Genomic DNA, 12,316 nt, shown 5'->3' with positions numbered 1-12,316 from the left:
TCCTGCCGTCGAATGGTCGCCGTTTGTGGGCTTGGAGGACGGTTGGGGCGGGGTGATTTGGCGGGTGCGGCGCGCCTGCAGCTCGTCTCCGGGGTGGTGCAGTTGCGTCCCGAGGACGCGATGGTCGAGGCGATGTTCAAGGGCTGGCGGGCCCAGCAGGCCGCTCGTGGTCTGCTGGAGGACACGATCGCGCCGCGGGAGCGGCTGGTACGCCGGTTCCTGGAGTTCACCAACGAGTACCCGTGGAACTGGGGACCGGGTGATGTGGACGAGTGGACCCAGTCGCTGACCAGCGAGCGGCAGTTGGCGCCGTCGACGATTCGCGGCTATCAGACTGACCTGCGGCTGTTCAGTGAGTATCTGACTGATGGCCGGTACGGCTGGGCGGTGGAGTGCGAGAAGGCGTTCGGCACGTTCCCGGTGCCGATCTGCCATGAGTGGAACACGATCGCGCACCTCAACGACTACGAAGGTCGCCCGGAGGCGCGCCCGTTCACGCGGCAGGAGTTGCAGCGGTTCCTGGACTACGCCGACGAGCAGGTCGACCGGGCGGTCCGAGCGAAACGCAAGGGTGCGCTGGCCGCTTACCGGGACGCGACGTTGTTCAAGGTCGTCTACGCGTGGGGCCTGCGCCGCACAGAGACCTCGAAGCTGGATGTGGCCGACTGGGGACGTAATCCGGCGGCGCCGGAGTTCGGCCGGTACGGGATGCTGCATGTTCGGTACGGCAAAGCGGTGCGTGGGCAGCCGCCGCGGCGGCGCAACGTGCCGTCGGTGATGGGCTGGGCGGTGGAGGCGGTCGCCGACTACGTGGACAACATCCGGCCGAGATTTGGCTGCGCGGATCATCCGGCGTTGTGGGTGACCGAACGCGGTGGCCGCGTGAACCCGGCCGAGATTAACGCGAGGTTCGTCGCCTACCGCGACGCGCTCGGCCTGCCGAAGATCCTCAGCCCGCACAGCCTGCGGCACTCGTGGGTGACCCATCTGACCGAAGACGGGGTGGACCGCCGGTTCATCCAGGAGGCGGTCGGGCACCGCTGCGACACCTCGACCGCGATCTACACACACGTGTCCGGAGACTTCATGAACACGGCCTTGCGCAAGGCCCTCACGCCGGCGTTCGACACGCCGGGCGGGCAAGAACAAGAGAAGGGGCGGTAGATGGCGGCCAAGCTCGACTATCGATGGAATCTGCGGCAGGTGATGGCCAGTCGGGAGATGTTCCAGACGACCGATCTGCTCGAACCGCTGGCCCAACGCGAAATTCGGCTGTCGTCCAGCCAGGTCTACCGGCTGGTGGTCGATCGGCCGGAACGGCTGAGCCTGAGGATCCTCATGGCACTGTTGGACATCCTCGACTGCTCGATGGAGGACCTGATCGAGCCTGTCGCCGCGGCCCAGTCCGCCCGGCGGCGCAAGGTGGCCGGCGGCAGCGACGGCGGAGTCGGCGAGCTGCGTCCGAAACGAGCCCGCATCACCGGCGCCGACCGGTAACCGCAGTGCCCGTCACGACGCCGACGGCGGAAGACGCGCCCGCCATACCGCTGGTCCTGGCCGATCCGGTCGGCGTCACCGTGGCCCTGGTCGCCGCGATCGAGCCGAACCTAGCCCCGGCGATGATCGCGGGCATCGTGGCCGGCGTCGCCGGTGGCCGGGTCAAGCAACGCCGCCTCGCCCAGGCCCTGACCGACCGGCCGGACATGCTGCGCGATGGCCGCTCGCCCGCACCGCGGGTCGTGGCGGACCTGCTGATCGCGCTGCGCCGCGCCGGTGCGGCCGTGATCTCGGCTCCGGTCTGCGCCGGCTGCGGCAAGCCGCTGCGCAGCCTGCAACGCCGCGGCCAGGACTGGTACTGCGCGCCCTGCGACCGCCGCCCCGAACCGTGCTGCGTGTGTGGCCAGTCCAGGCCGGTGGCCTTCCGCGACCGGCGCGGCCGCCCGCAGTGTGTTCAGTGCCCGGTCGACGAACGCGATCCGGTCGACACCATCATCACCATCGTGACCGGTCTCGAGCCGGGCCTGACCGCGGAATCGGTGGCCGACGTGGTGCACGCGGCGGCAACCCGACGCGGTCAGCGCCACCAACTGGCCTGGGAGTTACAGGACCGGCCCGAACTGCTCACCGGGGCCGGCGCCAAAGCGACCGCCCCGTGCCTGTTACGGCTGATCGACCTGCTCGTCACCGCGGGCGCCCAGACGATCACCGCACCCGCCTGCCCACACTGCCAGCGCCACATTCACCTGCATCGGCGGATCGACGGGCGATGGCTCTGCCGTAACTGCGTGGCCAAGACCCGCGCCCGGCCCTGCGCCGAGTGCGGCGCGGTCCGCGAGCCCGGCAGCCGCGACGAACACGGCCGGCCGTTGTGTCCCACCTGTCTGCTGCGGCAACCCGCGAACCAGGAAACCTGCACGACCTGCCGGCGGCGTCGCCCGGTCAGCGTCCGCACGCCGGACGGACCGCTCTGCCAGAGCTGCCGTCCGTGGCCGACCGGGACCTGCGCGATCTGCGGCCAGACCGGCCCGTGTCTGATCTCCAAGACCACCGGGCAGCCGTGGTGCCGCGCCTGCAAACAACGGTGGGCCCGCTGCACCGGCTGCGGACAGGACCGACCCATCCGGGGCGGCACCATTGCGGCACCGCTCTGCGCGACCTGCACCCGGCCCGACCCCGGCTTCTGGCAGGCCTGCCCCGGCTGCGGCGAACCCGGCCGGATCCACGTCGGCGGCAACGCCCGATGCGCCCGTTGCACCATCCACCGACGGCTACGTCAGGTCCTCGGCGACGACAGCGACACCATCCGGCCCGATCTGCAAGCCCTGCACGACGCGCTCGCGACGACGAACCGGACGGCCACCGTCGAAGGCTGGCTCAACCGCAGCGGCGCCCCCGCCATCCTGCAGGCCCTCGCAGGTCAGCCGCTGACCCACGACACGCTCGATGCTCTGCCGCCGGGCAAGCCCGTCGAGCACCTGCGCAGCGTGCTGGTCGCGATCGGCACCCTGCCCGCCCGCGACGAACAACTGACCCGGCTGCACCGCTGGATCACCGACACCATCGCCGCACGGGCCAACCCGGACGAGCAGCATCTGCTGCGCCGCTACGCGATCTGGCACGTGCTGCGCCGCCTCCGCGGCCGGCTCAACGGCGCCGACACCACCCATCACCAGTTCCTCGCGGCCAAACGCAACATCAACGCCGCTGTCGCCCTGCTCGACCGGCTCGCCGTCCACGGCCGCGCCCTCGCCACCGCCCGGCAGGCCGACCTCGACCAGTGGCTCGCCGACGACAACGCCCGCCGGGAGGCCGGCAACTTCATCCGCTGGGCCCGCCGCAACAAACTCACCACGCTCGAGCTCCCCGCCACCCGCTGGGCCGGACCCGCCACGCCGATCGACACCGAAGCCCGCTGGGAACGCGCCCGCCTGCTGCTACACGACGACACCATCGACACCGAACTACGCGTCGCCGGCCTACTCGTCCTGCTCTACGCCCAGCAACCCGCCAGCATCAGCCGGCTCACCCTCGACTATCTCCAGATCACCTCGGACACGATCCGCCTGCGCCTGGGCCGTGAACCGATCGTCCTGCCCGAACCGCTCGCCGGCCTCGTCCGCGACTTGGCCAGCACCCGCCGCGGACATGCCGTCATCGGCGCCCCAGGCACCAGTCCATGGCTGTTCCCCGGCGGCCAGCCCGGCCGCCCCATCAGCCCCTTCCAACTCACCAAACGCCTACGCGACCTCGGCCTCAACCCCGCACAGTCCCGTTCCACCGCGCTGTTCGAACTCGCCACCGAACTTCCCGCCGCGATCCTCGCCCGCATGCTCGGCATCCACATCAGCGTCGCCGCCGCCTGGCAACGCGCCTCGGCAGGAGACTGGACCACCTACGCCGCGGTGGTCAGCCGACGACAACCTCTCGATGCGGCACGCAAGCCGTGAACAGCATGGGGTAACGCCGCGACGGCACCGATCGGCCTAGCCTGCATAGATGATCCGAGATGCATTCCTGGGCTCCTCTGAGGCCGCGATGGGCCTACTACGCGAGCCGGTGTTAGCCGAACGATGGTCCAAGCCGAGCGCGCTGCCCGACTTCTCCACCGGTGGCCTCGCCCGTCACCTGGCAAACCAGATCACCCACACCGTGACCTATCTCGCCGCCGCGCCAGGCGATTCCGCGATCTCGGTCCTCGACCACTTCACCGGTAACACATGGGTGACCTCGGGTGTCGACAGCGCTGACAACGTCGGCATCCGACAGCGCAGTGAGCAGGCTGCCGCAGCGACGACTCCCGAAGAACTCGCCGACGATGTTGACGCAGCGCTCCGCGAGCTGCGAACGGTACTCCCAGGACAATCTGCAGAGCGCATCATCGACCTCGGCGACTGCGGCCTGACGGTGAACGACTTCTTGCTGACACGCGTAATGGAACTGGTCGTGCATGCCGACGACCTGGCGGTCAGCCTGGGCACACCCACGCCGCCGATGCCTGACCACGCGACAGACGCGACGATCCAACTGCTCAGCCGCATCGCAGCATGGCGCCACGGGCCGCTGAACGTGGTCCGGGCACTCGCGCGGCAAGAACGAGCACCCGCGTCAATCGCTGCTCTCTGACGACCCTCGCACCAGTCCGCCGAGGGCCCGCCGAAGTTGCACGACGCATGCCGTGATGCGCCACGATTCGGCAGCCCTCGACGGACGGTGGCAGGAGGGCACAGTCAGCGGGTGGCGCAATCACCCCAACAAGGTCGTTCAACCTGCGACTCGAACCGGCGGGCAGGTATTCAGACACTTTCAATATCCGACGTCGCCAGAGGACCCGTCCGAGGAGATGAAGCGGCAGGCCGTCACGAGGTTGGGGGAGATGCTGGCGTCGGGCCAGGTGGAGCTGTCGCTACTGCGGCCATCTGGTGCGGCCACTCCGGTGCGGGATGATCGATGATCAAGGAAGACAAAAGATCCCCACCTACGTTTCCGCTGGTGGGGACCGTATAGCCCGGCGAAAGGCTATGTGGCCAGGGGCGGGGTCGAACCGCCGACCTTCCGATTTTCAGTCGGACGCTCGTACCAACTGAGCTACCTGGCCGTGCTTCGGGCCATGATACCCGCCCGCCGGGGTCGCCGACGCGCTGGGTCATCTGCCCGATATGTCGAAGGCCGCGCGTGCTGGCGCGGCCTTCGACATTTGCGGTCCTGACGGGACTTGAACCCGCGACCTCCGCCTTGACAGGGCGGCGAGCACTCCAACTGCTCCACAGGACCTTGCTCATCCGACCGAGGTCGGACCGTGCCCCCAACGGGATTCGAACCCGTGCTACCGCCTTGAAAGGGCGGCGTCCTGGGCCGCTAGACGATGAGGGCGGCCCCGCCATCATTGCACACTCACAAGTTCTGACGGTCTTGCTCCCATCCGGCCCCGCCGGAGGCTTGGAAAGCATACGTGATGGCGCGTCGCTCAGCCAAACCGACCCCGGGTGTTCCCCGCGGGACCCGAAGCCGCAGGTGAAGCCCTCGCGGGCAGCACTACCCCGCGGCGGACTGATCCAGCGAGTCGCGTACGGCTGCGGCGAGCGAGAGCGCCTCGGCGAGGTCAACCGGGCGCACCACCCCGGCGGGGAGCCTGTCAGCCCGCCAGCCCGGCCCGGCCGCGAACACCAGCAGCGGCCGATGCGGGCCCGCGAGCAGGGCGGTGAGCTGTGCGGGATCGGCGGTGCTCCGAGTCTGCGACCACAGCACGACCGCAGCCGGCCCGGTACGGTCGACCGCCTCCAGCAGCGCCCGCACCGGCACTCGGGCACCGAGCAGCCGGTGGGCGATCCCGGCTTCGGCCAGCGCCGCGCCAAGCGCCTCCAGCGCCAGACTGTGCTGCTCCTCGTCGGCGCAGGAGAGCAGGATGCGGGGTGGCCCACCGGGCGCGTGAGCACGGACCACCGCGGCGAACGCCTCCGACACGCAGCGGGACACCAGGTGCTCGACCTCGATCAGCGCCGCGGTGGCGACGTGCCGTTCACCGATCCCGGCGAGCACTGGTCGCAGCAGCGTGTCCCAGGTGGTGACCACGCCGTCGGTGCGGATGGCGCGGTCGATCACCTCGTTGATGGCGTTCGAGTCAAGCCGCATCGCGGCCCGGGCCAGCCCCCGAGCGGCCGGGCCGGACCGGCCCACCGGGATTGTCGCGCCGCCGCCGCCGCGCGCCCCCCGTTTCCCGGTCCGGGGCCCGGGCCCGGGAAGCGCGGCGTCGGGAGCCTGCACGGCCCAGCGGGCAGCTTCGGCCGGGGCGACCCCGTTGGCGGTGAGCCGCCGCATGGTCTCCAGGCGGATCAGGTCGGCCGGGGTGTAGCGACGGTGGCGCCCGGGGACATGCTCGCTGGGCCCCAGCCCGTAGCGCTGATGCCAGGTACGCAGGGTCGTCACCGCGATCCCCAGCCGACGGGCGACGGCACCCGCGCTCAGTGCCTCATCCGCCACCTGGCCGCTCCGGGGCGTCCTCGGCCGCCAGCGTGGGCTGGCGCAGGGTGGGCTCGCCCGGGCGTAGGAGCCGGTCAAGCACCCCACCCAACCACGGGGCGTACACGTGCGGGTCGGCCTCGAGCTCCGCTGCCAACTCGGCCGGGGACACCCAGCGCAGCTCGGCGACCTCCTCCGGATCCGGGCGCAGCGGGGCGCGGTCCGGCAGGTCGCCCCGGAGGACGTGGTCGTACTCGAACTCGACCCTGCCGGTGGCCGGGTCCTCGGCCCGGTAGACGTGGACGCCGACCTCGGTCAGCTCGACCGGCGCGGCACCCAACTCCTCGCCGAGCCGACGGTTGGCGGCGGTCGTCAGCGGCTCCCCGGGCAACGGGTGGCCGCAGCAGGCGTTGGCCCAGCGCAGCGGAAAGCGGGTCTTCACCGCGGCCCGGCGCTGGAGCAGGACCCGGCCGTCGGGGTCGACGAGCAGCACCGAGAAGGCGCGGTGCAGCCGCCCCGGCGGCTGGTGCGCGGCGAGCACCGTGGTCTGCCCGGTCACCACGCCGGCCTCGTCCACCAGCTCGACCAGGTGGGCTTCCCGGGCGGTCATGAAGGGGCTCCCGTCACCCGCGCGGCGGCGAGCTTGCCGGAGATCAGCACCATCGGCACTCCGACTCCGGGCTGGGTGCCCGAGCCGACGAAGACCACGTTGTCGAATCCGCGGTGCAGGGTGGGCGGGCGGAACGGCCCGGTCTGGAAGAGGTTGTGCGCGGAGGCGAACGGTGTACCGGCGGCCATGCCCTGCTCCGCCCACTCGGCGGGGGTGACCGTCCGCAGCACCTCGATGCCGTCTCCGAAGCCCACGTAGCCGCGCTCCTCCAGTGTTCGCACCAGCCGGTCGGCGTAGCGGGCGGCCAAGCCACCCCGCCAGTCGAGCGGGGCCCGGTCCAGGTTCGGCACCGGCGCCAGCACGTAGTAGGCGTGCCGGTCGGCGGGGGCTACCGACGGGTCGGTCCGGCTCGGGTTGGTGACCAGCAGCGACGGGTCGCTCATCAGCTCGCCCCGGCGGATGACCTCGTCGAAGGTGCCTCGCCACGCCCGCCCGAAGTGGATGTTGTGATGAGCGATCTTCGCATAGCCCTGCGTTGACCCGACGTGCAGGACCACGCAGGAGGGGGAGTAGGTCAACCGGCGGTGCCGGGCCCGGAGCAGTTCCCGGTGTGCCACCGGCAGGTCCGGGTTGAGCACCACCACGTCGGCGGGGACGAACTCCCCGCTGGCGGTCCGGACGCCGGTCGCCCGGTCGGCGGCGGTCTCCACCTGGGTCACGGTGGTGTCGTACCGGAGCTGCACCCCGTGTTTCTCGGCGGCACCGGCCATGGCCCGCGAGACGGCGTGGATGCCGCCGCGCGGAAAGTGCACGCCGGCGACGGAGTCGAGGTACGCGATAACCGCGTAGATGGCCAGCGCGTCGTGCGGCGCGAGCCCGGCATACATCGCCTGGAAGGAGAAGACACGTTGGGTACGCGGGTCTCGGAAGAACTGGTTGATCTTCGTTTGGAGCCGCCGGAAGGCACCGCCGGCGAGTAGCTTCAGCAGGTTCCCGGTGAGCAGATCGGTGGGCGCGTCCAGGTTGCGTTCGATGAAGTCGGCCCGCTCGAGGCGCCACAACTCCCGGGCGTAGTCGACGAAACGGAGGTAGCCGTCGGCCTCCCGCGGACCGCAGACCTTCGCGATCTCGGCGGCCATCCGGGTCGTGTCGGTGATGACGTCCAGCGTGGAGCCGTCCGGATAATACGCCCGGTAGGCGGGATCGAGGGGGCTCAGTTCAAGCCAGTCGTCGAGCTCCTCGCCGACTGCGTGCAGCGCCTCGGCGATCAGATCCGGCATGGTCAGCACCGTGGGACCGGTGTCGAACTCGTACCCGTCAACGCTGAGTCGGCCGGCCCGGCCACCCGGCACCGGCTCGCGTTCCAGCACTGTCACCTGGCGACCGCTGCCCGCCAGGTGCAGCGCGCAGGCCAGCCCGCCGAGCCCGGCACCGACGATCACGATCCGGTCCGTACGCCCGCGCACAGTGCGCACCTGGCCACCTCCTTGAGAAAATGCACCCATCATGCTCGCCGGTGGGTGGCGACGGCGGCGAGACCGGCGAGCGCGGTCCGCGCGGTGTCATCGATCGACGGAGTCTCGAGGGCGTCGATCGCCTCGGCGACCCGATCGGAGATCATCTGCTCGACCTGGGTGACGGCACCGGTCTCCGCGACCACCTCCGCCAGCCGCGTGACCTCCCGGTCGTCCGCACCCACGCCGACCTGGTCAAGGGCCCGGCGCTGCGCGGGATCGGCCCGGCCGCGGGCCAGCATGAACAGCACGGTTGGCTTGCCGGTACGCAGATCATCGCCGGCGGGTTTACCGGTGGTCGCCGGGTCGCCGTAGACGCCGAGCAGGTCGTCGCAGAGTTGGAACGCCTCGCCGACGGCCTGGCCGTAGCGGGTGTATGCCGCGATCAGCGAGGAGTCGGCGCCGACGCCGGCCAGGCGGGCGCCGAAGAGTAGGGGCCACTGCACCGTGTAGCTGGCGGTCTTGTAACGGGCGACCTGCAGGGCCCGCTCCACCGACCAGTTCGTCGGGTCACTCTCGCCGAGAATGTCAAGGTATTGTCCGGCGACGGTCTCCAGCCGCATCTGGTCGTAGCAGCGCCGGACCTCCAGCAACCGGGCCGGCGGCAGAACGGCCTGCGCGAGGAGCCGGTCGGCCCAGACCAGACAGAGGTCGCCGACGAGGATGGCGACGTTCTCGCCGAACTTGCCGGGGTCGCCGTGACGCCCGGCCGCGGCGTGCTGGGCGGCGACCGCGACGTGTGCGGTGGGCCGGCCGCGTCGGGTGGCGGAGGAGTCCATCACGTCGTCGTGGGTGAGCGCGAAGGCGTGCACCAGCTCCAGCGCGGCGAGCGCCGGCAGCACGGGGGGCAGCGGCTCGACGCCACCGACCACGCCCCGCCATCCCCAGTAGGCGAAGGTCGGGCGGAGCCGCTTCCCGCCGGCCAACACGCTGTCGCGGGCCATGGTGGCGAACTCGCCGGCGCTTGGGTCGATCGCGGCCAGTGCGTCGATCTCGGTGTCAAGGAAGTCGACGAGCGTGTCGTCGACCGCAGCGACGACCTCCTCGGTGTAAGCGGCCAAGCGGGCGCGAACTGGGTCGGTTTCGCCACCGCGGCGGGCCGGGATGACCCGGGGGGCTTTACCCACAACTGCGTCGTTGGCCATGCGGGCGAGCATACCCTAGGGTTACGAGTTGCGTCGATTCATGCGTCGAATTGAGGGAGGGTCGGTGGACACGGATCTCACCGCCGCCTACGACCGATGCCGTGAGTTACACCGTCACCACGGCCGCACCTACTATCTCGCCACCCGGCTGCTTCCCGCGTGGAAACGGCGACATGTACATGCTTTATACGGTTTCACCCGCTATGCGGACGAGATTGTTGACCGAACCGAGGAGTTGCCCGCGGCGCATCGGGCCGCCCAGCTGGACGACTGGTCCGCGCGGTTCCTCGCCGGCCTGCACGGTGAGTCGGTCGACGACCCGCTGCTCCCCGCCGTGCTGCACACCATCGCCGTCTTCAACCTGAACCGAGACGACTTCGCGTCGTTTCTCAGGAGCATGGCGATGGACCTGACCGTCAGCTCCTACCCCACCTACGACGACCTGCTCCACTACATGGAGGGCTCCGCCGCCGTCATCGGCACGATGATGCTGCCGATCCTCGGCAGCGCCGACCGGGCCGCGGCCCGCGAGCCCGCCCGCCAGCTCGGCTTCGCCTTCCAACTGACGAACTTCATCCGAGACGTCGCCGAGGACCTCGACCGTGGCCGGACCTACCTGCCGGACGAGGACCTGGCCCGCTTCGGTGTCACCCGCGATGACCTCCTGGCTGCCCGCGCCGCCGGCCGGACCAGCGCACCGATTCGGGAGCTGATCCGGTACGAGGTGGCCCGGGCCCAGGCGCACTACGCTGCCGCCGCACCCGGGGTCACCCTGCTCGACCCCGCCTCGCAGGCCTGCATCCGCACCGCGTACACCCTCTACGGGGGCATCCTCGACGAGGTCGCGGAGCAGGACTTCGATGTCTTCGCCCGACGGGCCCGGGTGCCGCAGCACCACCGGCTGGCGGAGACCGCCCGTGCCCTGCTCACCCGAACCGGCACCCCCGTCCGGGTGCCCGGCCCCCCACTGCGGGAGCCCACGTCTTCCGCGAACCTGCCGCGCTGACCTCCCCAGGACCGCAGAGGGCGGGGCTTGCCGTTGCCCCAGCGGGTTTTGCCGTTGTTGGAGCGGTTTGCCGTTTTTGAAAGTTTCGCCGCCTCTGGCGGTGGGAAGCCCCGGCTGGAGGCAATCGCCTCCCACAACGTCGGAAGAGACGGAGGGGCGGGCGTGACCGGTACATCACCCACCAACCCGGACGAGTCGACCAACCCGGACGGGCCGACCGGTCGGCTCGTCACCTGGCTGGCGAAGACCTCGATCGACGCCATCCCAGTCGACGTCGCCGCCCGGGCCCGGCACCTGATTCTGGACGGCATCGGTTGCCTCCTGGTCGGTGCCCGACTGCCCTGGTCCCGGATCGCCGTGCGGAGCCTGACCGTCGAGCCCGGCTCCAGCCTGGTCGCCGGGTGGGACCGCACCACCGACGCGTCCACGGCGGCGCTGCTGAACAGCAGCTTCATCCAGGGCTTCGAGCTCGACGACGTGTCGTACCGGATTCCCTGGCATGCCAACGCGGTGTTGCTGCCGGTGCTGCTGGCCGTGGCCGGCCGCCGTGGAACGGTCACCGGGGCGGACCTCCTCCGGGCCCAGGTGTTGGGTTTCGAGACCGGGGCCCGGGTCGGCCGGGCGCTGGGCGGATCACAGCTACTGACCCAGGGCTGGCACTCCGGCGCAGTCTTCGGCGGGCTGGGAGCGGCAGCCGCCGGCGGGGTGCTGTACGACCTGACCCCCGCCCGGTTCGAGGACACGCTGGGCATCGCCGCGACCCAGTCGGGCGGGTTGATGGCCGCGCAGTACGGGTCGATGGTCAAGCGCATGCAACACGGCTTTGGCGCCCGCAACGGCCTGGTCGCGGCGACCCTGGCGGCCGGCGACTACGTCGGGATCAAGCGGGTCTTCGAACGCGGCTACGGCGGGTATCTCGCGGCCTTCACCGCGCAGCACGACTCCGATCCGTCGGCGATCGGCGACGCGCTCGGCGAACGCTGGTATCTGCTGGAACAGACGATCAAGCCGTACGCGGCGATGGTGTTCACCCACCCGTCGATCGACGCCGCGCTGGCGCTGCGGGCGACGGAGGGCTTCGATCCCGGTGCGATCGAACGGATCGAGGTCGAGGTCGCCGAGTCCGTCTTCGACCATGCGGTCTTCCCGCTTGACCGGCCGATCGAAAGCGTCGCCGCGCAGATGTCCGTCTGCTACACGACGGCGGCGGCGCTCCTGGACGGGGCGGTCTCGGTGGAGCAGTTCCGACGGGAGCGGCTGGACCAGGACGACGTGTGGCGGTTGATCGACCGGATGACCGTGAACCGCGTGTCCGGACCGGCGTCCGCGGGGCGGGTGCGCCTGACCACCGATGATGGTCAGACCCACGAGCAGCGCACCGAAACGCCGCTCGGCTCGGTGGAGCGTCCACTCAGCAACGGCGCCGTCGTGGACAAGTATCGGGACCTGACCGGGCCGATCCTGGACCGACAACGACAGCAGGCTATCGAGGACCTGGTGCTGCACCTGGACGAGCGCCGGGACGCCCCGGCGGCGCTACTCGCGCTGCTCGCCCCGACAGTCCGCGGCGCGCTGGACTGACCCG

Annotated in this window: 10 protein-coding genes and 3 tRNA genes; 6 read left to right on the top strand and 7 right to left on the bottom strand. The window is 70.7% G+C overall.

All coding sequences use genetic code 11. The annotated features are described in order from the left end of the window. Nucleotides 1-12: 12 nt before the first annotated feature. The 4 genes from SALPAC6_RS0119715 to SALPAC6_RS0119700 are packed head-to-tail and all read left to right on the top strand — an operon-like array spanning nt 13 to nt 4,623. Nucleotides 13-1,164 (top strand): tyrosine-type recombinase/integrase, encoded by a 1,152-nt coding sequence (locus SALPAC6_RS0119715; RefSeq protein ID WP_027661640.1) that lies wholly within the window; start codon nt 13-15, stop codon nt 1,162-1,164. Beyond that, on the top strand, nt 1,165-1,497 hold the full coding sequence (locus tag SALPAC6_RS0119710; protein ID WP_018255067.1) for a helix-turn-helix domain-containing protein: 333 nt from the start codon (nt 1,165-1,167) through the stop codon (nt 1,495-1,497). It abuts the gene before it with no gap. A 5-nt stretch (nt 1,498-1,502) separates the two neighbouring features. Then, entirely contained in the window at nt 1,503-3,947 is a 2,445-nt protein-coding gene (locus SALPAC6_RS0119705) for a hypothetical protein (RefSeq protein WP_018255066.1), read from the top strand. A gap of 49 nt (nt 3,948-3,996) precedes the next feature. Further along, nucleotides 3,997-4,623, top strand: coding sequence for a maleylpyruvate isomerase N-terminal domain-containing protein (locus tag SALPAC6_RS0119700; protein ID WP_026189867.1), 627 nt, complete (start codon nt 3,997-3,999; stop codon nt 4,621-4,623). Nucleotides 4,624-5,021: 398 nt separating this feature from the next. Here the strand turns inward: SALPAC6_RS0119700 and SALPAC6_RS0119695 are convergent. The 7 genes from SALPAC6_RS0119695 to SALPAC6_RS0119665 all read right to left on the bottom strand — a co-directional run bounded on the left by SALPAC6_RS0119695 (nt 5,022) and on the right by SALPAC6_RS0119665 (nt 9,725). Then, nucleotides 5,022-5,095 (bottom strand) — tRNA-Phe (locus SALPAC6_RS0119695). A 102-nt stretch (nt 5,096-5,197) separates the two neighbouring features. Further along, nucleotides 5,198-5,271, bottom strand: a tRNA-Asp gene (locus SALPAC6_RS0119690). A gap of 26 nt (nt 5,272-5,297) precedes the next feature. After that, nucleotides 5,298-5,370: transfer RNA gene (locus SALPAC6_RS0119685), tRNA-Glu, on the bottom strand. 162 nt (nt 5,371-5,532) lie between these two features. Further along, the gene (locus SALPAC6_RS0119680) at nt 5,533-6,477 is read right to left on the bottom strand and encodes a MerR family transcriptional regulator (RefSeq protein WP_018255064.1); all 945 of its coding nucleotides are present in this window, start codon (nt 6,475-6,477) and stop codon (nt 5,533-5,535) included. Continuing rightward, complete coding sequence (idi, locus tag SALPAC6_RS0119675; RefSeq protein WP_018255063.1) at nt 6,467-7,066, bottom strand: isopentenyl-diphosphate Delta-isomerase; 600 nt, start codon at nt 7,064-7,066, stop codon at nt 6,467-6,469. Before idi ends, SALPAC6_RS0119680 begins: the two co-directional genes overlap by 11 nt. Continuing rightward, nucleotides 7,063-8,541, bottom strand: coding sequence for a phytoene desaturase family protein (gene crtI, locus SALPAC6_RS0119670; RefSeq protein WP_018255062.1), 1,479 nt, complete (start codon nt 8,539-8,541; stop codon nt 7,063-7,065). Before crtI ends, idi begins: the two co-directional genes overlap by 4 nt. Before the next feature lie 29 nt (nt 8,542-8,570). Continuing rightward, entirely contained in the window at nt 8,571-9,725 is a 1,155-nt protein-coding gene (locus SALPAC6_RS0119665) for a polyprenyl synthetase family protein (protein ID WP_026189866.1), read from the bottom strand. 64 nt (nt 9,726-9,789) lie between these two features. On the opposite strand from SALPAC6_RS0119665, the gene SALPAC6_RS0119660 reads away from it, so the two are divergent. Both SALPAC6_RS0119660 and SALPAC6_RS0119655 read left to right on the top strand, forming a co-directional pair. After that, nucleotides 9,790-10,731, top strand: a complete 942-nt coding sequence (locus SALPAC6_RS0119660; RefSeq protein WP_018255060.1) for a phytoene/squalene synthase family protein — start codon at nt 9,790-9,792, stop codon at nt 10,729-10,731. Nucleotides 10,732-10,893: 162 nt separating this feature from the next. Further along, complete coding sequence (locus SALPAC6_RS0119655) at nt 10,894-12,312, top strand: MmgE/PrpD family protein (protein WP_018255059.1); 1,419 nt, start codon at nt 10,894-10,896, stop codon at nt 12,310-12,312. Nucleotides 12,313-12,316 lie beyond the last annotated feature (4 nt).

Source organism: Salinispora mooreana (genome assembly GCF_000379065.1).
Taxonomy (GTDB): Bacteria; Actinomycetota; Actinomycetes; order Mycobacteriales; family Micromonosporaceae; genus Micromonospora; species Micromonospora mooreana.
The sequence above is the reverse complement of the archived record's forward strand: the minus strand, read 5'-3'. Positions and strand labels throughout refer to the sequence as shown.

Bases quoted from the DNA above. Each gene is read 5' to 3' on its own strand.
- SALPAC6_RS0119715 (WP_027661640.1), top strand. From the start codon at position 13: ATGGTCGCCGTTTGTGGGCTTGGAGGACGGTTGGGGCGGGGTGATTTG.
- SALPAC6_RS0119710 (WP_018255067.1), top strand. From the start codon at position 1,165: ATGGCGGCCAAGCTCGACTATCGATGGAATCTGCGGCAGGTGATGGCC.
- SALPAC6_RS0119700 (WP_026189867.1), top strand. From the start codon at position 3,997: ATGATCCGAGATGCATTCCTGGGCTCCTCTGAGGCCGCGATGGGCCTA.
- idi (WP_018255063.1), bottom strand. From the start codon at position 7,066: ATGACCGCCCGGGAAGCCCACCTGGTCGAGCTGGTGGACGAGGCCGGC.
- SALPAC6_RS0119665 (WP_026189866.1), bottom strand. From the start codon at position 9,725: ATGGCCAACGACGCAGTTGTGGGTAAAGCCCCCCGGGTCATCCCGGCC.